The organism is Pseudomonas sp. TE3786, from assembly GCF_054057335.1.
Window position 1 is genome coordinate 126,308 of the sequence record NZ_JBSRZF010000006.1, and the last position, 24,606, is coordinate 150,913.

Annotated in this window: 9 protein-coding genes; 5 read left to right on the forward strand and 4 right to left on the reverse strand. The window is 61.9% G+C overall.

The window, feature by feature from the left end:
• Positions 1–16 precede the first annotated feature (16 nt).
• A complete protein-coding gene (locus ACVW0Y_RS09365) occupies positions 17–322 on the reverse strand; it encodes a HigA family addiction module antitoxin (RefSeq protein WP_457437746.1) in 306 nt (101 codons plus the stop codon).
• Positions 323–333: 11 nt separating this feature from the next.
• The gene (locus ACVW0Y_RS09370) at positions 334–612 is read right to left on the reverse strand and encodes a type II toxin-antitoxin system RelE/ParE family toxin (RefSeq protein WP_457437747.1); all 279 of its coding nucleotides are present in this window, start codon (positions 610–612) and stop codon (positions 334–336) included.
• Positions 613–947: 335 nt separating this feature from the next.
• Between ACVW0Y_RS09370 and lapG the strand changes: the two genes are divergently transcribed.
• On the forward strand, positions 948–1,649 hold the full coding sequence (lapG, locus tag ACVW0Y_RS09375) for a cysteine protease LapG (protein WP_457437748.1): 702 nt from the start codon (positions 948–950) through the stop codon (positions 1,647–1,649).
• 9 nt (positions 1,650–1,658) lie between these two features.
• Complete coding sequence (lapD, locus tag ACVW0Y_RS09380) at positions 1,659–3,602, forward strand: cyclic di-GMP receptor LapD (protein ID WP_457437750.1); 1,944 nt, start codon at positions 1,659–1,661, stop codon at positions 3,600–3,602.
• Between the two features lie 557 nt (positions 3,603–4,159).
• Here lapD and ACVW0Y_RS09385 read toward each other — a convergent pair.
• Entirely contained in the window at positions 4,160–18,091 is a 13,932-nt protein-coding gene (locus ACVW0Y_RS09385) for a retention module-containing protein (protein ID WP_457437752.1), read from the reverse strand.
• Positions 18,092–18,546: 455 nt separating this feature from the next.
• Here ACVW0Y_RS09385 and ACVW0Y_RS09390 point away from each other — a divergent pair, with 455 nt between their 5' ends.
• From ACVW0Y_RS09390 to ACVW0Y_RS09400, 3 genes are all read left to right on the forward strand, one after another.
• Positions 18,547–19,902 (forward strand): TolC family outer membrane protein, encoded by a 1,356-nt coding sequence (locus tag ACVW0Y_RS09390; protein WP_457437753.1) that lies wholly within the window; start codon positions 18,547–18,549, stop codon positions 19,900–19,902.
• A gap of 258 nt (positions 19,903–20,160) precedes the next feature.
• On the forward strand, positions 20,161–22,311 hold the full coding sequence (locus ACVW0Y_RS09395) for a type I secretion system permease/ATPase (RefSeq protein ID WP_457437755.1): 2,151 nt from the start codon (positions 20,161–20,163) through the stop codon (positions 22,309–22,311).
• Between the two features lie 58 nt (positions 22,312–22,369).
• Positions 22,370–23,728 (forward strand): HlyD family type I secretion periplasmic adaptor subunit, encoded by a 1,359-nt coding sequence (locus tag ACVW0Y_RS09400; RefSeq protein ID WP_457437757.1) that lies wholly within the window; start codon positions 22,370–22,372, stop codon positions 23,726–23,728.
• Positions 23,729–23,847: 119 nt separating this feature from the next.
• Here ACVW0Y_RS09400 and ACVW0Y_RS09405 read toward each other — a convergent pair whose 3' ends face one another.
• A complete protein-coding gene (locus tag ACVW0Y_RS09405) occupies positions 23,848–24,468 on the reverse strand; it encodes a glutathione S-transferase N-terminal domain-containing protein (protein WP_457437759.1) in 621 nt (206 codons plus the stop codon).
• Positions 24,469–24,606: the final 138 nt, after the last annotated feature.

Consider the following 24,606-nt stretch of genomic DNA (forward strand, 5'->3'; position numbering starts at 1 on the left):
AGCCGCCACCCCGGCCCTAGGCTTGCGCCAACAGCGGCTCGACGTTTTGCTCGATTTCCTCGCCGTTGGCCGCCAAGGCCACGCTCAGTGCGTATTCACTCTGCAGATTCATCCAGAACTGCGCCGTCGTATCGAAATAGCGAGCCAGTCGAATCGCCACATCTGCCGTTACGCCACGGCGCTCACGGACGATGTCGTTGATGGTCGGTGTCGAGACATGCAAGGCACGCGCAAGTGCAGTGGGGGTAATGCCCAGCGGCTCGAGAAACTCTTCGCGCAGCACCTCACCTGGGTGAATGGCGCGCATCCCGTTAACAGGCATGGTCAGCCTCCTCAGTGGTAATCGACGATTTCAACCTGTTCAGGCCCCGTATCCGTCCAGACAAAACAGATACGGAACTGGCCATTGATCCTGATGCTGTGTTGACCCGCTCTGTTTCCCTGCAACGCCTCCAGCATATTGCCCGGCGGCGCCTTCAAGTCGCGGAGCTCAACCGCTGCATGCAACATGACGAGCTTGCGGGTGGCAGCGTTGAGGAAGTTGCCCCAACGCCTGGAACGGCCTGTCACAAACAGCTGCTCAGTATCCTTACAAGCAAAGTTCAGGATCACGCTTTAATCCTTAACGTTAAGCGTTAATTTAGTATTAGGCATTCCAGAGTCGCGGTCAACCACCAAAAAGCCCAGCCGAAGTCAGGCCGGCAGATTGCCGAGGTTCGCACCGCGGTTGATAGGCAAATGGGATGCACGGTCATCGCGGCGAATCAGGCGTTATGACGCGCGGTAGGAGCGGCTTGCGCCGCGATGCTTTTATCGCTCTGCGTGCAGAAGTCGAAGCTGAAGCCCTCCTACAAAAACCCCGAAAACTGCTGAAATTTTCCCACCTCAGCTACAGCAAATTCCGCCTCAACTGCCTAGAATCACTCCATCTTCGGCGGAGACGCGACATGCAGCTTCGGCAGCGCAATCAAGGACGACAAGGGCGCCTGCCTCTGGCACGCGCGGGCCTGTCTTTGCTGTTCGCGTTGCTGGTGGGAGTGGCCAGTGTCTACGCCAACTGGGACTTCGCCGTCATCCTCAAAACCGCCGAGAGTCGCTACGGCAATCTGGGCGAAGCCAAGGAACGCATCCTCTCCTGGAGCGACCTGATCAACTCCAGCGACGCTCTACCCGAGAACGAAAAACTCAGCGTGGTGAACAAGTTCTTCAACCGTGAACTGCGCTTTGTCGACGATGCGCGCAACTGGCGCCAGGAAGACTACTGGGCCACGCCGCTGGAGGCGCTGGTCAAAGGTGCCGGCGATTGTGAGGACTACTCCATCGCCAAATATTTCACCTTGCGCCGCCTGGGAATTCCCAGCGAAAAGCTGCGCATCACGTACGTTAAGGCGCTGAACTACAACCAGGCGCACATGGTGCTGACCTACTACTCCAGCCCCACGGCGCAGCCGCTGGTACTGGACAATCTGATCGGCGATATTCGCCCCGCCTCGCAACGCAAAGATTTATTACCGGTGTATTCCTTCAATGCCGAAGGTCTGTACCTGCCAGGTTCCACTGGCAAACGTAGTGACACCAAAAAGCTTTCGCGCTGGCAGGATTTGTTGAAAAAAATGAAGGCCGAAGGCTTTGCCGTTGGTGAGGGTTAGGAGAACCTTATGTCGTTACTCAAGCAGCTGTTTCTCGCCATCTGCCTGTTTCTGGTGGTGGCCTTTACCGGCAGTTTTATCGCCAGCGTGGAAAGCTCGCGCGAGCAGTTGCTCAGCCAGTTACGCTCCCATGCCCAGGACGCCGCCACTGCACTCGCGCTGTCGATGACCCCGCATATCGACGACCCGGCAATGATCGAGCTGATGGTCAGTTCGGTGTTCGACAGCGGCTACTACGCCACCATCCGTGTGGTGCGCGTGGATAACGGCGAAACCATGGTGGAGCGGCGCACCACAACCACCACCGACAATGTGCCGGCCTGGTTCGTCAAACTGATCGACCTGCAACCCGAAGGCGGCGACGCCATGATCATGCGCGGCTGGGACCAGGCCGCCCGCGTGGAAGTGCTCAGCCATCCGCAATTCGCCCTGGCCAAACTCTGGGACAGCGCCATCGGCAGCGCGGCCTGGCTGCTGCTGTGCGGGCTGGTCAGCTCGATCCTCGGCGGCTGGCTACTGCGCACCCAACTCAAGCCGCTCGACAATATGGTGCAACAAGCCCACGCCATCAGCCGCCGCGAGTTCTTCACCCTGCCCCGCGTACCCCGCACCCCGGAACTCAAACGGGTGGTGCTGGCGATGAACCAGATGGTGGAGAAACTCAAAGCCCTGTTTGCCGAGGAAGCCGCACGCAGCGAAAAACTTCGCGAAGAGGCGTACCAGGACACCCTCACAGGCCTGGCCAACCGCCGCCTGTTCGATATCAACCTGGCCAACCAGCTGAGCACCCAGGAACAGAACACCGAGGGTTACCTGATCATGCTGCGGGTCAACGACCTGGGCGGCCTCAACAAACGTCTCGGCGGACAACGTACCGACGCCCTGATCAGCGCTATCGGCGACTTACTCAAACGCCTGCTCGAAAACCCCGAGCGCAGTGACTGGCTAGCCTCGCGTAGCCGCGGCGGCGAGTTCACCCTGCTCGCCCCCGGACTCTCCGGCGAAGACGCCGACCGCCTCGCCCTGCAACTGAGCGATAGCCTGGAAAGCTTGCGCCAGACCGGTGCCAGCGATTGCACGCCAGTCGCGCACCTGGGCATTGCCGCGTTCCGTCCAGGCGAGGAAGTGGTCAGCGTGATCAACCGTGGCGACCAGGCCCTGGCCCAGGCGCAAAGCAACAGCGCCAGATTCTGGGAACGCCTCGACGACTTCAACGCCGCACCGAGCCAAAGCCTCAACGACTGGCGCGGCTGGATCGACGAAGCGCTGAACAGAGGCAAACTCGAACTGTATTTCCAACCGGTAGTGGACTGCGCCGACAGCCGTGCCGTGCTGCACCATAAGGTGCTGGCGCGCTTGATCGACCCGCAAGGCGAAGCCATCGCCGCCGGACGCTTCCTGCCCTGGATCGAACGCCTGGGCTGGACCGCGCGCTTCGACCTGGCGATGCTCAAACATGCCCTCGCCCACTTGGCCGCACACCAGCAACCGATTGCCCTGAGCCTGTCGGCCGCCACCCTGCGTGAGGCCGATGCCCAGGCGCAATTGATCGCGCTGCTCAAGGAAAATCCCCAGCATGCGGCGCTGATGACCCTGGAAGTGGACGAACGCCACCTGCCGCCACCGGCCGAACTGGAGCGCCTGAGCCAGGCCGTGCATACGGCCGGCTACAACCTGGGCCTGCAGCACTTCGGTGGACGGTTCAGCCTGATCGGCAACCTGACGCACCTGGGCTTGGCGTATCTGAAGGTGGATGGCACCTATATCCGGGCCATTGATCAGGAAAGCGATAAGCGCATGTTTATCGAGGCAATGTTCCGCGCGACTAACAGCATAGATTTGCCGTTGATTGCGGAGATGGTGGAGACCGAGGGCGAGTTGCTGGCGCTTAAGGAATTGGGGATCAAGGGGGCCATGGGGCGGTTGATCGGGGCGCCGGCACCCTGGGCCTGAGTTAGGGCCCGCATTTTGGGCGGGCCAACTCTTTGGAATTCAGCGCTTGGCGAACGGTGGAGTTCTTCTTTACCGCGTGCGCTGGGCGTTTGGTTTCGCGCCTTAGGCGCGAGTCACTTGGCCAGTCTCCGGAATGCCGGCCACGGCAAAGTAACCAAAGCGCTTGCCCCAACCTTGGGTCTCCGCTGCGCAACGACTCCACTCGGCCTGCGCTAATGGGGCGGGTAGATCAACAGCTACAGCAAGATCAAAAGATCGAGGCTAAAGCCTCTCCCGCGGGGACCGGGTTGTTTGTGGGAGCGCCGGCCGGCGCTCCGGTTTAGCCTCGACTCCTGCAAATGGTGATTTCACGGCCGAACAGAACTCTTGCGGGAGGGGCTTTAGCCGCGAGCTTTTGATCTTTTAAAAGCTCACGGCTAAAACGGAACGCCGGCCGGCCGTTCCCACACAGATCGAGAGCAAGCCAGACCAGTGCAATGCCGACGCGCAGCCGCTCGATGCCGTACACCCAGAAAAAAAAGCCCGCCATAAGGCGGGCCAAGTCAGGAACAATCGATTTAAACGGTATCAGTCTTCAACGTATGGTCACTGAGCATGCCATTGATCACCGTCGCCGCATCCGGCCCACCATAGGCCCCCGCCAGATCCACCCCGGTCAACACCACACTCTGCGCAACCCCGCCGCCGGGCGTGGTTGCGATATTGACGGTGGTGGTGCTACCAAAGTTGAAGCTCAGGTAGTCATCCAGTGCCGCGCCGGTCTGCGCCACTCCGGAGAGCAGTTGCGACAGATCCAGCACATCCGAGTTGGCTCCGGTAAGGGTGAAGTCGCTAATGGTGTCGGTACCGCCCAGCCCGCCTTTTTCCCAGATGAAGGTGTCATGGCCATTGCCACCACTCAGGGTGTCATTGCCCAAGCCTCCCACCAGGAAGTCATCGCCACCGGCACCGCTGATGGTGTCATTGCCAGCACCGCCATACAGGTAGTTGCTGACGCTGCTCCCGGTCAGGGTGTCGTTGTAGTCCGAGCCGATCAGGTTCTCGATGTTGTTGAAGGTGTCAGAGCCACCGCCGCCGCTGGAGGTACCCGCAGTAAGGTTGACGATCACCGCCGAGTTGGCGTCGATGTAGCTGGCGGTGTCGACGCCATTGCCGCCGTTAAGCGCGTCATTGCCCAAACCACCGGCAAGGATGTCGTTGCCATCCCCGCCATTGAGGGTGTCGTTGCCGCCCAGGCCAATCAGGATGTCATTGCCATCCCCGCCGTTGAGGGTATCTGCCGAGCCATCGCGACCGAGCAGAATCTCATCGCGGAAGGTGCCGGTCAGGGTGCTGTCGCCCGCATCGCGCACCACGCTGACCGCCGCGGTATCCAGTGCGGTGGCGTGGTCCAGCGAGGCGGTGTAGGTGAAGCCGCCGCCGTCGGTAGCGCTGCTGCTCTCCTCAGTGAAGGTGATGTTCGTGCTGCCGTGGGTAACCAGACCGTCCACTGCGCCATTGGCGGCGATGGTGGATAGCAGGTTGTGGCTTGGCCCGGTGTCGTTGGCCAACAGCGCCCAGGTGGGGATCAGGATCTGATCGGCACCGCTCTGTGCGGCAACGTTGCTCAGCACCAGATCATCGCGCACCACCATCGGCGCCTGGCTGGCGCTGATGCCGATATTCAGGGCGGCTTGGGCACTGCTGTCGCCGTCCAGGTCCATCAGGGTGAACAGAATGGTCGCGGCAATCGCCGTGCTCACCGCGCTGGGCGGGGTGAACGAGTAACCGCCGGTGGCCACGTTGACCGCCAGGCTGCCGCCCGAGGACAGACCCAGGGTGAGGATGCCGGCGGAATAACTGCTGGTGGTAGTCCCCGAGCCGCTGGTGGTCACGCTGTTGGTGGTTTTGTCGTAGGTGAAGGTTTTGCCATCCACCGTCAGCGTGCGCACAAAGCCGCCATCGGCACCGAAGCTGCCGCCGGTGGTGAGCGTGCCCAGCAGCGGCGAAGCCTGCGCCGTGCTGACCAGTACCGAGCTGAGGTTATTCAGGTCGGTGACCACCGATCCAGTGGTATTGGTGCCAGTGGTGCCGTCGTAGGCAATCGGGTGCAGCGCCGACTCGGTGCTGCCGCTGCCCATGCCCAGGGCGTAGGCGCGCACGTTGTTGGCGGTGAGGAAGTTGATCCACGCCTGCTCTTCCGACAGGGTGCCGCCGCCTGGCCAACCTGCCCCGGCGGAACCCGCGACGTTGGAAATCCCGGCATCACCATTCGGCTCGTTAGGCTCACCGTCGGAGAGGAAGTACGCCACGTTTTGCACATTGCCTGTGGCAATTTTCCCGGCCTGGCCGTAGGTGTTGATCGCCTGGATCAGCGCCGCATCGTAGTTGGTGGTGTCGGCAGTGTTCAGGCTCAGAATCGCCGCCTTGGCATCGGCAATCGATACCCAGACTTCCTGCGCCGCGGCCGTGGTGGAGAAGGTCACCACACTGACCTTCACATCGCCCAGCGCGTCGTACTGTTCGAACAGCTCCAGCAGGGCATTTTTCGCCACGTCCAGGCGGCTCATGCTGCCCACCCCGGCACCGCTGTCCATGCTGCCGGAGATATCCAGGACGATCATCAGGTTGGTGTTCAGGCTGGTGGAAGCCTGGCCGGATTGGGTGATGTTGGCCGCTGTCGGGGCATCGTCGCGGAAGCTGATGGCATTGCCCAGGTTCAGCGAGGTGCTGGCCGAGTCGCCGTCTTTATCGACCACGGTGGCTACCAGTTGCAGCAGATTGGCGGCACCCAGCGTGGCGACCTGATCCGGCCCGGAATTGGGCAGGTGCAGGATGGCACGGGCCTGGTCGAGGCTGACCTGGCCGGTGATGGTGTCGACGCCTACGGTAAACACCGTGGTGGCACCCACGCGACCAACCACGTCGTTACCGACCTTGTACAGCAGGATATCGCTGCCGGTAGCACTGTCTTTCAGGCCGCTGGCCACGCCTGCGGAGCTGACATTCAGGCTGTAGGTGGTGGAACCCAGGCCATCGGCACCGCCCGACACGGTAAAGGCACCGGAGAAGTTGCCCTGGGCATCAACGGCCAGGTTGGTTTCATCGACCTGCAGGGTCACCGGCGTGGCGTTGCTCAGGGTGATGCTCGGGCCGTCATCTTTAAAGCTGATGGCGCTGCCGAGGTTGAGGTTGGCAGTGGCGGTGTCGCCGTCCTTGTCGACGACGGTGGCCACCAGCTGCACCAGGTTGGCAGCACTCAGGCTGACTTCCTGATCCACCCCGGTGTTGGGGGTGTGCAGGATCGAGCGCACCTGGTCCAGGGTAACGGCACCGGTCGTGCTGTCCACCGACACACTGAACACCAGCTCATTGCTGCTGGCGGTGCGGCCGACAATCACCCCACTCTCGACGCTGAGCAGTACGTTCTGGCCGGTGGCCGAATCATCCAGACCACTGTCCACACCCGCCGCGCTGACCTTCAGGCTGTAGCTGGTGGAAGCCACGCCATCAGCACCACCGACTGTGGTGAAGGAGCTGGCGAAGTTCACCGTGGCGTTACCCAGCAGGTTGCTTTCATCCACTTGCAGGGAGTCTGCCGCCGCCGAACCGGCACTGATACTCGGGGCATCGTCACGGAAGCTGATCGCACCGCCCAGGTTCAGGGTGGAAGTGGCGGTGTCGCCGTCCTTGTCGGTAACCGTGGCGCTCAGTTGAATCAGGTTGGCGGCACCCAGGCCGGTGAACTGATCCGGCCCGGTATCCGGGCTATGGATAATCGAGCGCAGCTGATCGAGGGTCACTACCCCGCTGCTGTTCACCGAGACGCTAAACACCACTTCATTGCTGATCGCGGTGCGGCCGACAATCACCCCACTCTCGTTGTTAAGCAGCACACTCTGCCCAGTGGCCGAATCATCCACGCCGCTGTCCACACCCGCGGCACTGACGTTCAGGCTGTAGCTGGTGCTGGCGATGCCGTCGGCACCACCTGCTGGCGTGAAGGCACTGGCAAAACTGCCGGCGGCATTGCTGGCCAGGTTGGTTTCGTCCACCTGCAAGGTGGCCAGGGAAGCACCACTGAGACTGATGCTCGGCGCGTCATCGCGGAAGCTGATGGCGTTGCCCAGGTTCAGAATGGCGCTGCTGCTGTCACCGTCGTAGTCGGTTCTGCTGGCGGTCAGTTGAATCAGGTTGGCGGAGCCCAGGCCTGCTACCTGATCAGGACCGCTATCCGGGTTGTGCACAATCGCCCGTTGCTGGTCGAGGGTCACATCGCCTGCGGCATTCACCGACACCACAAAGGAAGTGGGGCCGGAGCTGCCCACCCGGCCAACAATGTCGTTGCCGACTTTGTACAGCAGGATGTCGCTGCCAGTGGCGGTGTCTTTCAGGCCGCTGCTCACCCCGGCGGCGCTGACGTTCAGGCTGTAGCTGGTGCTGCCTGCACCGTCGGCGCCGTAGCTGCCGGTAAAGGCGCTGGCGAAGTTGCTGGTGAAGTTAGTGGCCAGGCTGCTTTCGTCCACTTGCAGGGTTGGCGCGGGCGCAGTGGCCAGACCGACCACCGGCACATCGTCTTCGATCTGCACCAGGAAGCCACCGGCCAGGCTCATCGGATTGCTGCTGCCGTCCACGGCCTTGAGGATGCTGGCAAAGTTCAGGCTGAGGATTTCGTTGTCATCGCCATTGCCGACCGGGTGATCCAGCGGACCTTTGAGGGTGAAGGTGTAATCGCCGTTACTGGCGACCTGCAGGGTGAATACCTGCGGGCCACTGGCACCGGCTTTGGCGGTCAGGGTGTCGCCCGACACGCTGTACACCAGGGCAATACCGTGGGAGGTTGCTGCCGGCAGGCCGCTGGTGTTGCTCAGCAGGCTGAACTGGGCAGTGCCAGGGCCTGCCACCAGATCGCCAACGCTGCCGGTGGCAATGGTGTTGACGCCGTCGCCATCGGTGATACCGGTTGCCAGCTCGTCTTCGTCGACACGGGCGATTACCGGGCCGGCGTCTTCGACGTAAACCGTCAGAGTCGCCGAGGATGGGTCGCCGTCATGGTCGATGATGCTGTACTGGAAGGTTTCCACCTTGTCGCCCGTGACCGAGGCTGGTGCGGTGTAGCTCCAGGCACCGGTGCTGAAGTTGAACGACAGTTTGCCGCCTTCGGCCGTGGCGATATTGCTCAGGCTGTTGCCGGCAATGTTGGCCCCGGGGCCCGATGGATCGATGGTGTTGATCCCATCCCAGACATAGGTCACGCCATTGATCTGGATCGACTGGATATGGCCCGGACCGTCGGCACCATAGCCGTCGTCATCGCCACCGCCCACAGCGTTGTTATTGCCGAGCAGTACGTTGCCATTGACGAAGCCACCGGTGACTTGCGCCACCAGGGTGTCGATCAGGGTATCGAAGCCGCTGACCAGAATCGGAGAGCCGCTGCCGTCCAGGTCCACCTGCTGCAGATGGCTGTTATCGATGCCGTCGCCGATACCGATGGTGGTGACGTTGATATGGTTGTTATCAACGAAGTTGTTCCACTCGATGGCACCCGCATCGCTCAGCGAATTGCCGCCGCTGCCGGTGTTCTGGTTGGGGTTGCCATCACTGATAAAGAACACCTGGTTGCTCGCGCCGGGAATCGGCGTGAAGTCGGTAACCACCTTGTGCACCGCATCGGTGAAGTCGGTGCTGCCATCGAACGGCCGAGTGCCGCCGGTGGCTGGGTTGATGGCATCGATCTTGGCCGCGAAGGCGGCGTAATTGTCGAAGGTCGGGTAGGACGCCGCACCGTCAGAGAACACCACGATCTGCGCATGCACATCACCGCTGGTGCCGGCAAACAGCGCTTGAGCAGCAGCCTTCACCGCCACCAGCATCTGGTTCAGCTCGGTGTTGTCGATGCTGCCGCTGAAGTCCAGCACAAACACGGTGTTGAAGTTCTGCCCTTGCGCCACCTGCACATAGGCCTGGTCGCCCTTGGCCAGTGGGGTGTCGTCATCGACATTGATGTTCAGGGTGCCGGTGGCTTTGTCGCCATCCTTGTCGCTCACCTGATAGTTCAGGGTGAACGGCTGGTTGTTTTCGGCGTTGGCAGTGGCATGGTCGATTGGCGCGTTCTGCACCACGCTATAGGCACCACTGGTGCTATTCACCGTCACAGTGACCACGGTAATGCCGCCCTGTTTGATCAGCAGCGCGCCACTCGGGGCGGTCTCGTAGGTGAAACCGGCTGGTGCACCGGTGGTCAGCCACTGGATCGAGCCGGCACCATCGGCACCATAGCCGTGGGCCAGGGTGCCAGTGGCATTCACCGAGTCATCGTCATCGCCAATACCGCTGGCATTGCCATTGGGCAGTGCATCGTCGTCGAGCAGCACGGTGTCGTTGCTGCCCACGCTGGGGCCGTCATCTTTGAAGCTGATGGCGTTGCCCAGGTTGAGGGTGGCGCTGCTGTGGTCACCGTCATAGTCGGTGATGGTCGCCGTCAGTTGCACCAGGTTGGCTGCACTGAGGGTAGCGGCCTGATCGACACCGGTATCCGGGGTGTGGGCAATCGAGCGGAGCTGATCCAGGGTCACCTGGCCACTGGCATCCACCGCCACGGTGAACACCGTGGTACCGCCTACCCCGCCGTATTTGCCGACCACGTCGTTGCCGATTTTGTACAGCAGGATGTCGTTGCCGGTGGCGCTGTCTTTCAGGCCACTGTTAACCCCTGCGCTGCTGACATTCAGGCTGTAGGTGGTGGAACCCGCAGCGTCGCCACCATACAGGCCGGTAAACGCGCCGGCGAAGTTGTGGCTGGCGTTGACCAGCAGGTTGCTTTCATCCACTTGCAGCGAGGCGGCGGTGGCGTTGCCGGCGCTGATGGTGGGCACGTCGTCTTCGATATTGACCAGGAAGCTGCCGGCCAGGGTCAGCGGGTTAACGCCGTTGGTGGCCTGCAGAATGCTGGCGAAATTGAGGGTCAGCAGTTCGTTGTCATCGCCATTGCCAACGGGGTGGTCCAGCGGGCCTTTGAGAGTAAAGGTGTAGTCCCCGTTGCTCTGCACCTGCAGGGTGAACACCTGCGGACCAGTCGGGCCGGCAGTGGCGATCAGGGTATTGGCGGACACGCTGTAGACCAGCGCCACCCCATGGGAGGTGGCCGAAGCCAGGCCGCTGGTGTTGCTGCTCAGGCTGAACTGCGCGCCGCTGCCGGCGGCACTGAGGTCGCTGACGCTGCCAGTGGCAATGGTGGTGAAGGCATCGCCATCGGTGATGCCGTTTGCCAGTTCGTCCTCATCGACGGTGGCCACCACTGGCGAGGTGTCTTCCACGTACACCGTGAGGGTGGCCGAGGATGGGTCGCCGTCGTGATCGACAATGGTGTAGGCAAAGGTTTCCACCTTGTCGCCGCTCACCGAATCAGGTGCGCTGTAGCTCCAGGCACCCGTGGCGAAGTTGAACGAGAAGGTGCCGCCAGCCGGGGTGCTGACATTGGTCAGTTGGCTGCCGGCGATATTCGCCCCGCTGCTTGGGTCGATGGTGTTTACGCCGTCCCAGACATAGGTGACGCCGCCCACCTGAATCGACTGGATATGGCCTGGGCCATCAGCACCATAACCATCGTCGTCCGTGGTGCCGGCCACACCGTCGCTGCCATGCAACACGTTACCGTTAACGAAGCCGCCGATGATCTGGTCGACCAGGGTATCGATCAGGGTGTCGAAGCCGCTGACCAGTATCGGAGAGCCGCTGCCGTCCAGGTCCACTTGCTGCAGATGGCTGTTATCGATGCCGTCGCCGATACCGATGGTGGTGACGTTGATATGGTTGTTATCAACGAAGTTATTCCACTCGATGACACCCGCATCGCTCAGCGAATTGCCGCCACTGCCGGTGTTCTGGTTGGGGTTGCCGTCACTGATAAAGAACACCTGGTTGCTCGCGCCGGGAATCGGCGTGAAGTCGGTAACCACCTTGTGCACCGCATCGGTGAAGTCGGTGCTGCCATCGAACGGCCGAGTGCCGCCGGTGGCCGGGTTGATGGCATCGATCTTGGCCGCGAAGGCGGCGTAATTGTCGAAGGTCGGGTAGGACGCCGCACCGTCAGAGAACACCACGATCTGCGCATGCACATCACCGCTGGTGCCGGCAAACAGCGCTTGAGCAGCAGCCTTCACCGCCACCAGCATCTGGTTCAGCTCGGTGTTGTCGATGCTGCCGCTGAAGTCCAGCACAAACACGGTGTTGAAGTTCTGCTGCTGCGACACCTGCACCGAGGCCACATCGTTCTGCGCATGCGGGGTGTCGTCATCGACGTTCAGTTGCAGGGTGCCATTGGCCTTGTCACCGTCCTTGTCGATGACCTGGTAGTTGAAGGTAAAAGCCTGGTTGTTTTCGTTGTCGGCATTGGCGTGATCGATCGGTGCGTTCTGCACCACGTTGTAAGCGCCGGTGCTGCTATTCAGCGACACAGTCAGCACGGTGCTGCCGCCCTGTTTCACCAACAGGCTGGTGCCGGATGTTTCATAGCTGAAGCCGCTGGGCGCGCCAGTGGTCAGCCACTGGATCGAGCCGGAGCCATCAGCGCCGTAGTTATGCGCCAGCGTGCCGCTGGCATTCGAGGCGTCGACATCGTCGTTCACACCGCCAGCAATGCCGTTGGCCAGAGCGTCGTCGTCGAGCAGAACCAGGCCATTGCTACCCACGCTGGGACCGTCGTCTCTGAAGCTGATGACCTTGCCGATATCGACCGACGCCGTGGCGCTGTCGCCGTCGCCATCAACCACCGTCGAGCCCAGGCTGATGTGCCCGGAGCCCAGGTACGCCGCTTCGTCGGGGTCCAGGGTCGGATGCACAATGCTGCGCAGTTGATCGAGGGTGACCGTACCGCTGGCATCGACCGTAACGGTGAAGGACACATCACCAGCGGCGCCAGCGACGCGGCCGACAATCGCGTTGCCCTCTTTGAACAACAGAATGTTCGAGCCGGTGGCGGTATCCACCAGCCCGGAGTCGGAGCCGGTGACGTTCAGCGCATAACTCTGGCTGGCCAGGCCATCGGCACCGGCCTGCACATTGAAGGTACCGCTGAAGTTGGCGCTGGCATTGGTGCTGAAATCACTTTCATCCACCTGCAATTGCACCGACGAACCCCAGGTGACGTTGGTGGCCACATCGTTGTAGTCATAGTCAGACCCCAGGGTGAGGTCTTCCCAGTTCTGGTTGCCGGCACTGCCGTTGTCTTGCAGGTGTGAGCCGCCAGGGTTGAGGGTGGCATCGTTGAACAGCACGCTGGCACCATCCGAACCGGTCAGCGGCGTGCCGCCAACCGACGCAACCCAGGCCCCGCCCACCAGGCTGAAGGTGACGCTGGCACCGTCGACCAGGCCAGGGTTGTTGCTGGCGCCATTGGGGATGATAAAGAAGCCAGTGTGGGCCGGGTCCAGACTGCCGAGGTCGGAGGTGTCGCCGGCACTTTGATTGTGCACGTTGGCCCAGATGATCTTGCCGTCCACCGGCGTGCCATCGGCGGCCTTGGTGTAGTAGCCATAGCTGTTGTTGTAACCGGCACTGCTGCCCTCGAAGGTGACAAAGGAATTGCCACCCAGGTCGGCCGCCTGAATGGTCGGACTGTCGTCGTCGATATTCACCGTCAGCGAGCCGGTGGCGGTGTCGTCATCCTTGTCGGTGACGGTGTAGTCCAGGTTCAGCAGGATATTGTCTTCGCTGCTGGTATCCGGGTGCATCAGCGGTTGCAGCAAGTTCACCGTATACGCGCCAGTGGCCGTATCGGTAAGAGTCACGGTCAGCAGTGCGCCACGGGCGGAGCTAATGGTCAGGGTGTTGCTGCCGGCATCCCAGGCCGAGGTCACGGTTTCGCTGCCCAAAGTGGTCGGACCACTCAAGACAATGCTTTTCAGGCCATCGGCACCCGCTGCGAAGTTCAGGCTGCCGGAGGTGCTGGTGGCAGCCCCCGGAATGTCACCCGGGCCGCCATTGATACCGCCCAGCAGGCCCTCATCGTCGAGCACCACCGGCGCAGTGGTTTGCCCGGCAGTCGGCGCATCGTCGTGGAAGCTGATGGCATTGCCCAGGTCGAGGTTGGCGCTGCTGCTGTCACCGTCTTTATCGGTGATGGTAGCGGTCAGTTGCACCAGGCCACTGGCCAGGCCGGTGGCCTGATCCGGGCCGGTGTCCGGGCTGTGGACGATGGCCAGGCGCTGATCGAGGGCGACCTCGCCAGTGGCCGTATCCACCGAAACGACAAAGGAAATGGCACCTGCCGGGCCGCCCACGCGGCCGACGATGTCGTCGCCGACTTTGTACAGCAGGATGTCGCTGCCGCTGGCAGTGTCTTTCAGGCCGCTGAGGGTGCCATCGGGTGCCGCGCTCAGGCTGTAACTGGTAGTGCCAGCACCGTCGGCACCGTAGTTGCCGCTGAAGTTGCCGCTGTAATTGCCATGGGCATCGCTGCCCAGATCGCTTTCATCCACCACCAGGCTGGCGACTTTGCCCTCGCCCACGCTGATGCTTGGGGCATCGTCGAGGAAGCTGATGTGGTCACCGATGTTCACGGTGGCGCTGTCGCTGTCACCATCCTTGTCGGTGATGGTCGCACTCAGTTGAATCAGGTTGGCCACCAGGCTGCCGGTGGATTGGTTCGGCCCGGTATCCGGGCTGTGTTCGATGGCGCGCTGCTGGTCGAGGGTGACCGTGCCGCCGGCATCGACGGTGACTTTGAAAGAGATCGCGCCGGAGGCATCAGCGACCCGGCCGACGATATCGTTGCCCTCTTTGAACAGCACAATGGCAGCGCCGCTGGCGGTGTCCACCAGGCCACTGTCGGCACCGTCGGCGCTGACGTTGAGGTTGTAGGCAATGGTCCCGGCACCGTCGGCACCGAAACTGCTGCTGAACACGCCGCTGAAATCGGCACTGTGGTCAGTGGCCAGGACGGTTTCATCCACTTGCAGGAATGGCAGCCGACCTTCGCCCGGTTCGATCACCGGTGCATCGTCATTGAAGCTGATGGTGTTACCGATATTGAGGGTGGCGGTGCTGCTGTCACCGTCCTTGTCGGTAATGGTGGCGCTGAGCTGCACCAGGTTGGCCACCAGGCTGCCGCTCGATTGGTTCGGCCCGGTGTCGGGGCTGTGTTCGAGGGCGCGTTGCTGATCCAGGGTGACCACGCCAGCGGCGTCCACGCTGACTTTGAACGATACGTCGCCGCCTGAGCCACCCACGCGGCCGACGATTTCGCTGCCCTCTTTGTACAGCAGAATCGCGTCGCCACTGGCGGTGTCCACCAGGCCGCTGTCGGCACCTGCGGCGCTGACATTGAGGTTGTAGACCAGGGTGCCGGCACCATCGGCACCGAAGCTGCTGGTGAAGGCGCCGCTGAAATCGCCTGTGGCATCCAGGCCCAGGGTGGTTTCATCGACCACCAGGGCAATGCCTGCGAAGGTGCCGGGAACAATGCTCGGGCCGTCGTCGCGGAAGCTGATCACGCCACCGAGGTCGAGGCTGCCGGTGGCGGTATCGCCGTCGTTATCGGTGGCGGTGGCGACCAGATTGACGTGACCGAGGCCGAGGTAATCGACGTCGTCCGGGTTGCTGCCATCGGCGTGCACCACGGCGCGAATCTGGTCGAGGGTGACTTTGCCGGTGGCGTCCACGCTAAGGGTAAACACCAGGTCGCCCGTACCCACAGTGCGGCCTTCAATCCCCCCCGCACCCAGGCTTAGTTCAATGCCTTCACCGGTGGCGGTGTCCACCAGGCTGGTACTGGTGGTGCCGAGGGTCAGGTCATAGGTCAGGCTTTGCAGGCCGTCGGCACCGGGCTGCACATTGAAGGCACCGCTGAAGTTGGCCGAGGCGTCGACGTTCAGATGGGTTTCATCAACCTGCAACTGCAGGGTCGAACCGTAGGTAACGTTGGTGCTGACGTCGTCATAGTCGAAGTCGGAGCCGTTGGTGAGGTCTTCCCAATCCTGATTGCCAGGCCCGGAACCGTCGGCCAGGTGCGAACCACCGGGGTTGAGGGTGGCATCACTGAACAGCACATTGGCACCGTCGGAACCCACCAGCGGCACGCCCCCCACCGAGGCAACCCACAGGCCGCCCACTTGGCTGAAGGTGACTTCCGCGCCATTGGCCAGGCCGGCGTTGTTGCTGGCGCCATTGGGGATGATAAAGAAACCGCTGTGCGCCGGGTCGAGGTTGCTGATATCGACGGTGTCGCCCACGCTCTGGTTATGCACGTTGGCCCAGATGATCTTGCCATCCACCGGGGTGCCGTCGTCGGCTTTGATGTAGTAGCCGTAGCTGTTGTTGTAGCCGGCGTTGCTGCCTTCGTAGGTAACGAACGAGCTGCCGCCGAGGTCGGCGGTCTGAATGGTCGGGCTGTCGTCGTTGATGGTCACCGTCAGGGTGCCGCTGGCTTGGTCTTTGTCGCCATCGGTGACGGTGAAGCCAACGTTGAGGGTAATGTCGTCTTCGGTATCCACCGCTTCGTGCATCAGCGGTTGCAGCAGGGTGACGGTATAGGCCCCGCTGGCGGTATCGGTGAGCACCACAGTGACCAAGGCACCCCGGGCCGAGCTGATGGTCAGGGTGTTGGTGCTGGCATCCCAGGCTGAGGTCACAGTCTCGCTGCCCAAGGTGCTCGGGCCGCTCAAGGCCACGCTTTGCAGACCGTCGCCACCAGCGGCGTAAGTGAGGTTGCCACTCACGGTGGTGGCAGCGCCGGGCACATCGTCCGGGCCGCCGTTGATGCCGCCGCTCAGGCCGTCTTCATCCAGCACCGTGCTGGCGGTGACATTGCCGGCAGTCGGCACATCGTCTTCGATATCGATGGTGAACAGGCCATTGGCCTGATCGAAGCCTTGCACCGGATCGCCGTCGAAGTCGGTGGCGGTCAGCAGATGGGTGAAGTCGATGCCCAGCACTTCGCCATCACCCAACAGTTCGCCGTCGTCGCCGTTGGCCAATGGGTGGTCGAGCGGACCTTGCAGGGTAAAGCTGAAGCTGCCGTCGGCACCCACTTGCAGGGTAAATACGTCATAGCCGGGCACGCTGGCGGTCAGGGTGGTGTAGCTGCCATCACCGGCAACCGTGACGGTGAACTCCAAAGCCACGCCGCCCGAGGTCAGGCCTTGAGCCTGCATCAAGGTGTTGGCGGTGACGGTGTTGACCAAGCCGAAGCTGCCGATGCCATCGGCACCGAAATTCACCAGGCTGAGCAGCGAACCGGGGCCGGCTTCGAAGCTGGCGTAAACGGTTTGGGTTGGATCGGTATCCGAACCTTGCGGATCGCTGTCTTCGTTGTTGCCCTCGTAGGGCGCATTCAGCGCTGGCTGGGCCGGCAGTGCGAACAGGCTTGGGCCTTCGCTGGGTGGCGTATGGGTCAGGGCATCTTCATGCACGGTGCCGCCCACATGGGGGAACGCCGACGGCCGTGGGCCCTGGTCACCATTGCCCTCGCCCTCACCGTCGAAGGTCACCAGCTCAGGGCTGTCGTCGTTGACGCTAACCGCCAGAGTGCCGCCGGCCGGGGTGCCGTTGCCATCGGTGATGGTGTAGTTGAGGTTCAGATTCAGAGTGTCTTCGGCACCGGCGACTGGATGATCCAGCGGCAGTTGCAGTTCGAAGCTGTAGGCACCCGTAAGCGGATCGGTGTTGGTGGCGGTAAACACCACCGGCCCATCGGTGCTGCCCTGGTGGGCAGTGAGGGTCAGACCATCGGTGCTGATCACCGCGACCAGTGCCAAGCCATGGGAGCTGAGGCCGGAGAGATCGACCGCATTCCAGGAAAAAGCGCCGGGGCCGTCCGGGCCGAAATTGTAACCGAGGCTGCCGCTGATGGAGGCTGGTACGGCTGGCGAGTCATCACCGTAGGCACTGCCTTCGATGCTGCCGGGCAGGTCGGCGTCTTCGTCCAGATTGATCGCTACAGTGCCCGCCGCAGGCGTACCGTCAATGGCCGCCTGCTGATTGTTGGCAGGCGGTTCCGGATCGGGAAACTCGGGACCGCGGACCAGGCCTTCGGTGGGGAAGCCAATGGTCGGATTGACCGAACCGCCGACTTCAGTCAACAGCACAAAGGAGCGACCACCACCGGCCCCCCCTGCTCCACCGGCACCACCCGCGCCCGGACCGGCCGCCGTGGCTTCACCTTGTTGGGTCGGGTCGGCACCCGCCTCGATGGCGGCCTGCAGTTTTTCTACATCGGTCAGTTCTTTTTCGCTGGGCGTGGCCGGCGCGGTCGGGTCGACCGGAGTGGCGTCGTTGCCACTGCTGTGGCCCGCCAGAAGGGAGGTATCCAGATTGAGGCTGCTTTCGCGGCCGAGGGTCAGTTCACCGCCGTTGGCCAGGGCCAAGGCAACTGCGCCTGTGGCGCCCGTATCCAGTTGTTCACCGGCGTAAACCCGATCACCTTCAGTCAGCGCGCGTCGCGATCCATCGCTCGCTACCGCATAGACCTCGCCGATTACCTTGCTGACGACACCAATTAACGTAGCCATGATTCCTTCCTCAATACCGCTGCCAACGACCGTCGACATGTAATTTCAAAGGGCCAAAGCCTTTCAAAACCTGAGGAATACGAGAAACCGACTGAAAGTTATGCATTGATGCCTTGCATCAAAAAGCCATGACGTCAAAAAAATATCGCCCTAGCCTGCCTCGAACTACCAGCAGATGTTCTCCCCGTTCCAGACGCTCTAAAACTGCATTTGACCGTTCTTTTAAGCTCCGCCGATGCCACAGGCACCGCAAAACGGGGCTTTCAGGAAAAAACAATGTGCTCGTTTTCACACTCTGCATAAGACTTTTTCGTCATAACCCTTGTGCCAAAAATTTCTTAGCTTCTTCTAAAGATGTTCTTAGCTGTGATGTTACAAGCCTGAAACGGTTCACTGGGCATATAAGCCAATTTATTGGCGAAACCAACACAACACACACATCTGGAGATGTACCCATGCCTGCACTAACCCCCTTGTGGAGCAGCGTGCTGCTGGCTTTGGTCTGCGCTCAGGCGCAGGCCATGACCCTGTCCCAAGCCATCCAAAGCACCATCGACACCCACCCTGAGCTCCAAGCCAGCATCAACGACCGCCGCTCCAGCCTCGAGCAAGTCAAGGTTGCCAAGGGGGGTTACTTCCCGGTTGTCGATGCGATCGCCGGTTACGGCCGTGAGGAAACCGATAACCCCACTACCCGTGGTCTGACCGGTCATAACAAAGAGCAACTGACGTACGGCACGTCGCAGCTGCGTTTGCGGCAAATGATTTTTGACGGTTTCAACACCCCCAATGAAGTGGCCCGCACCGAAGCGGTAGTCGACTCGCGTGCCTATTACATCCAAGGCACCGCCGAGGACCTGGCCCTGCGCACCATCGAGGTGTATCTGGAAGTGCTCAAGCGTCGCGAAATGGTGACGCTGGCAAAAAACAACCTGCAGGCCCACCAACGCATGGGCGACCAGATCGGCCTGCGCAGCGAACGTGGCGTCGGCAGCGCTGCCGATACGGATCAGTCCGCCGCCCGTCTGGCCCTGGCCGCCAACAACCTGTACACCGAAGAAGTGAACCTGGCCGACGCCGAGGCCAACTTCTTCAGTGCCGTCGGCCGTATGCCCGATGAGCTGGAAACCCCGGCCTCGATCAAGGGCCAGGTGCCCGAAGACCTCAACAGCGCCCGGCAAACGGTGATCGACAACAACCCGCTGCTGAAATCGGCGCAGTCGGATGTGAACGCCGCCGAGAAACAATACGAAGTGGCCAAATCGCCCTTCTACCCACGCCTTGACGGCGAGCTGGCGGCCAATGCCAACAACGACACCGGCGGCGAAGAGGGCCACGACAACTCCTGGCGTGCCGGTGTGGTGATGACCTACAACCTGTTCAACGGCGGCCGCGACAAAGCCAACCTGCAATCCACTGCCTACAAGATCAACCAGGCCATGGATATCCGTAACAACGCCCTGCGGGTGATCAACGAAAACCTCTCGCTGGCCTGGAACGCCCTGCAGAACGCCCGGCTGCAAACGCCGAAGGCCCGCGACTACGCCGATTACACCAAACGTGTACGCATGGCCTACCAGGACCAGTTCGGCCTTGGCCAACGCACCCTGCTCGATCTGCTGGACAGTGAAAACGAGCTGTTCACCGCCAACCGCCGCTATGTCGAAGTGCGCTACACCGAGGAGTTCTCGATGTACCGCCTGCAATCGGCAATGGGCGATCTGCTGCGCAAACAAGGCACCGTGCTGCCAGCCGAAGCCACTGCACTGAACGAGGTGAAGAGCACTGCGCAACTACCTGCGATGAAATAACCGCGTGCGTGCCACGCACGCGGTTATGTAGGAGCGGCTTCAGCCGCGATGCTCTTGATCCCCTTTTGCCGGGATCGCGGCTTGAGCCGCTCCTACGAAATCGTGTTTCTCCCGGCCACCCGCGTGGCTGGGGGCGTATCAGCCCCGACGTTTGAAGTCCGGCGACGATTGTCTGAACCCCTCTACAGCGGTGTGTTCACAAAAACAGTCAGCCGAGTTCTCAAGGTCTGAATCAGGAGTTGTGAGACTGTGACCACCATGGAAAGGACCGGACCCTCCGGAGATCCACGGCTAGACCATGACGACCCGTTGCTCGACGGCTTGTTGATCCTCTGCAACCTGCACAATTGCTCGGCCAGTCGCGGCAGTTTGAGCGCCGGCTTGCCGATGCCCGAACAACGCCTCAGCCCCGACCTGCTCACCCGCGCCGCCGCCCGTGCCGGCCTGCAAGGGCGGTTGCTGCGCCGCGAGCTGAAAGCCATCTCGGCCCTCAACCTGCCAGTGTTGCTGCTGTTCAAAGGCGGCCGCTGTGCGGTGCTGCGTGAATGGGGGCCGAACAACCAGGCGCTGATCCTGCCCAGCGAAGCCGAAGGCGGCGAGCAATGGGTCAGCCGTGAGGAGCTGGAGAACGAATACGCCGGCCAGGCTCTGTTCGCCCGCCCCCGTCACGAACTGGAAGAACTGCGCACACCGCTGGTGCCCAGGGTCGAGGCGTGGTTTCGCGACACCCTGAAACTGTCGCGCTGGCTGTACGCCGACGCCGTTCTGGCCAGCCTGCTGATCAACCTGCTGGGCATGATGGTGCCGCTGTTCGTGATGCAAACCTACGACCGCGTGGTGCCCAACCAGGCCACCGCCACCCTGTGGGTGCTGTCCATCGGCTTGCTGCTGGGCACCATCTTCGAGCTGCTGCTGCGGGTGCTGCGTTCGCACCTGCTGGATGTGGCCGGGAAGAAAACCGATGTGGTGCTGTCGGCCACCCTGTTCGAGCGCATCACCGGCATGTCCATGGTCGCCCGCCCGGCCAGCATTGGCGGTTTTGCCCAGAGCATTCATGACTTCCAGGGCCTGCGCGAATTTCTCACCGCGGTGACCCTGACCAGCATCATCGACCTGCCCTTCGCCCTGCTGATGATCGTGGTGATCGGCCTGCTCGGGGGCTGGATCGTGGTGATCCCGCTGCTGGCCTTTCCGATCACCATCGGCTTTGCCCTGATCATCCAGTCGCGCCTGCGCGATACCGTGCAGAAAAGCCTGGCCCTGGGTGCCGAACGCCAGGCCCTGCTGATCGAAACCCTCAGCGGCCTGGAAACCCTCAAGGCCTGCAGCGCCGAAAGCGAGCGCCAGCACAAATGGGAAACCACTCATGGTGCCATGACCCGCCTGGACGCCCATGCCCGCAACCTCTCCGCCCTGGCCACCAACGGCACGCTGTTTCTGCAGCAGTTCTCCGGCATGGCGACGATCATCGCCGGGGTGTACTGCATCATCGATGGCAACCTCAGCGTCGGCGCGCTGGTGGCCTCGTACATGCTCGGCAGCCGGGTAATGGCACCGCTTGGGCAGATCGCTGGGCTGATCACCCGCTACCAGCAAGCGCAGATCACCATGCGCAGCACCGACGCGATGATGGCCATGCCCCAGGAGCGCCAAGCCAAACAACGGCCGCTGGAGCGCACCCACCTCAAGGGCGCGCTGGATATGCACAAAGTCAGCTTCACCTACCCCGGTGCCAACGCCCCGGCCCTGGTCGGTGCCAGTCTGCATATGCAGCCGGGCGAACGCATCGGCATCATCGGCCGCAGTGGCTCGGGTAAAAGCACTCTGGCGCGGCTGATCATGGGCTTCTACACCCCCGAGGAGGGCCAGCTGTTGCTCGATGGCCTGGACCTGCGCCAACTCGACGTCGCCGACCTGCGCCACCAGATCGGCTACGTCGCCCACGACCTGCCGCTGCTGTCCGGCAGCCTGCGTGACAACCTCACCCTCGGCGCTCGCTACGTCAGTGATGAGCGGATGCTCGAAGTGGCGGAAATGACCGGTGCCAGTGAGCTGGCCCGCCAGCACCCGCAGGGCTTCGAACGACCGGTGGGCGAACGCGGCCAACTGCTTTCCGGCGGCCAACGCCAGGCCGTGTTGCTGGCCCGCGCGTTACTGTTGGACCCGCCGATTCTGGTCCTCGACGAACCCACCAGCGCCATGGACAACGCCAGCGAGGAAGCCCTCAAGGCCAAGCTGCAACCCTGGGTCCAGGGCAAGACCGTGCTGCTGATCACCCACCGCACCTCGATGCTCAGCCTGGTCAACCGCCTGATCGTGCTCGACAACGGCCAGGTAATGGCCGACGGGCCGAAAGAAGCGGTTATCGACGCGCTGCGCAAAGGCCATATCGGTCAGGCATCGGTGTGAGTGCGCAACAAATTGCCAACCGAATTGCCAACTGAATTTATTGTTTAACGGGAATGTCATGGACCTGAGCCAACCCCCGAAAGGCTACTTTTCCAGCCTGCGGCAGAAAAAGCAGGACACCGAGTTTATGCCCGAGGTCGAGGGCACCGTGCGCGAAGACTCGCCCTGGCTGTCGCGCATCACCTTGTGGGTCACTTGCGGCCTGCTGCTCACCGCCCTCGGCTGGGCGCACTTTGCCGTGCTCGATGAAGTGACTACCGGTGAAGGCAAAGCCATCCCCTCGAGCAAGGTGCAGGTGATCCAGAACCTCGAAGGCGGCATCGTCACCGAAATCTTCGTGCGCGAAGGGCAGATGGTGAACAAAGGCGACAAGCTGATGCGTCTGGACGACACCCGTTTTCTCTCCAACCGCGGCGAAACCGAAGCCGACCGCCTGGCCCTGGTAACGCGGGTCGAACGCCTGTCCGCCGAGGCCGAAGGGCGGCCGATGCTGCTCTCCCCCGACATTCTGGAAAAGGCCCCACAGTTGGCTGCCGATGAACTGGCGCTATACAGCTCGCGGAAAAAACACCTGGAAAGCGAACAGCGCACCCTCAACGAACAGCTGCGGCAGAAAACCCAGGAGCTGGCTGAATTCCGCTCCAAGGCCGAGCAATACCGCTCCAGCCTCGGCCTGCTGCAACAGGAACTGAACATGTCCGAACCGTTGGTGGGCACCGGCGCGATTTCCCCCGTGGAAATCCTCCGCCTGCGGCGCAGCGCCGTGGAAATCCGTGGTTCGCTGAACTCCACCTCACTGGCCATTCCCCGTGCCGAAGCGGCCATCGATGAAATCAAAAGCAAAATGCAGGAATCCGACCTGGCCTTCCGCTCGGACGCCTCCAAAGAGCTCAACGAGAAACGCACCGAACTGCAGAAAATCACCGCCACCAGCGTCGCCATCGACGACCGCGTAACCCGCACCACCGTGATCTCGCCGGTACACGGAATTATCAAGACGCTGAAGATCAACACCATCGGCGGTGTGGTGCAGCCGGGCAGCGACATGCTGGAAGTGGTGCCGCTGGAAGACAACCTGCTGATCGAAGCCAAGGTCCGCCCGCAAGACGTAGCTTTCCTGCACCCTGGGCAAAGCGCGATGGTGAAATTCACCGCGTATGACTACACCATCTATGGCGGCTTGAAAGCCAAGCTGGAGCTGATCAGCGCCGATACCGTGACCGATGACAAGGGCAACAGTTTTTATCTGATTCAGGTGAGGACGGATAAAAATCATCTAGGCACGGATGAGCATCCGTTGCTGATTATTCCGGGGATGGTGGCTAACGTCGGGATTATTACTGGGCAGAAGAGTGTGTTGGATTACTTGCTGAAACCGGTGCTTAAGGCGCGGTCGGAGGCAATGCGGGAGCGCTAGGTCTGGCGTGTGCGCCACTACAGTTTTCTGGCGAGCTGGGCTGATTTTCTTTACCGCGTGAGCTCAGGGCACGCGGTAAAGAACAACGCAAACCAAACGAGGCCCCAACGGCCGGAGTTCTAAAACCCCTCTGCCACCAACGCCTGCTTCACCGCCGCGCGCGCTTTAAACGCCTCGCGAAACCTCGCCAAATCCTTCAATTCATCCAGCCGACCGCCCACCCGCCCTGCCCACCCGGCAAACACCCCCAGGTACGCATCGGCAATGGTGTACCGCTGCGCCACCAGAAATTCGCGGCCCTGCAGATGCCGATCAATATGCGCAAACGCGGTGTAAAGCTGCTCCAGCGCCTGCGCCCGAATCCCCGGATGGGCGTTCTCATCGGCGCTGTAACGCTCCGGCCGGTTCAGCGGTCGAAACCCGCCGACATGCACCTCGGAGGCCAGGTACCCAATCCAGCTCTGAATCTGCGCCCGCTCCACACTGCCCACCGGAGCGAACAAGCTGGTGGCCGGTTTCAAGTCCGCCAGGAACGGCAGAATCGCGCTGTTCTCGGTAATGATCCGGCCGTCATCCAGTTGCAGCACCGGCACCCGCCCCAGCGGGTTGATCTGGTGAATCGGCGAGTCCGCCGTGCGCAACGCCACGCGCTCCACCTGAATCGGCAAGTCCAATTCATGCACAACTACGTGGGAGGCAAAGGAGCACGCGCCGGGGGAGATATACAGGGTAGTGGTCATGGGGATCCTTAAGGCTCGGGAGCGAGGTTTGCCCTATCGCGGCTGAAGCCGCTCCTACAGACGGCGAGGTCTCGTAGGAGCGGCTTCAGCCGCGATGCTTTTGACCTCAGAAGAAAATAGGCCGCCCTGCCCCTGCCT

Coding starts and splice junctions, on each gene's coding strand:
- lapD (WP_457437750.1), top strand. CDS start 1,659: ATGTCGTTACTCAAGCAGCTGTTTCTCGCCATCTGCCTGTTTCTGGTG.
- ACVW0Y_RS09390 (WP_457437753.1), top strand. CDS start 18,547: ATGCCTGCACTAACCCCCTTGTGGAGCAGCGTGCTGCTGGCTTTGGTC.
- ACVW0Y_RS09395 (WP_457437755.1), top strand. CDS start 20,161: ATGGAAAGGACCGGACCCTCCGGAGATCCACGGCTAGACCATGACGAC.
- ACVW0Y_RS09365 (WP_457437746.1), bottom strand. CDS start 322: ATGCCTGTTAACGGGATGCGCGCCATTCACCCAGGTGAGGTGCTGCGC.
- ACVW0Y_RS09400 (WP_457437757.1), top strand. CDS start 22,370: ATGGACCTGAGCCAACCCCCGAAAGGCTACTTTTCCAGCCTGCGGCAG.
- ACVW0Y_RS09405 (WP_457437759.1), bottom strand. CDS start 24,468: ATGACCACTACCCTGTATATCTCCCCCGGCGCGTGCTCCTTTGCCTCC.
- lapG (WP_457437748.1), top strand. CDS start 948: ATGCAGCTTCGGCAGCGCAATCAAGGACGACAAGGGCGCCTGCCTCTG.
- ACVW0Y_RS09385 (WP_457437752.1), bottom strand. CDS start 18,091: ATGGCTACGTTAATTGGTGTCGTCAGCAAGGTAATCGGCGAGGTCTAT.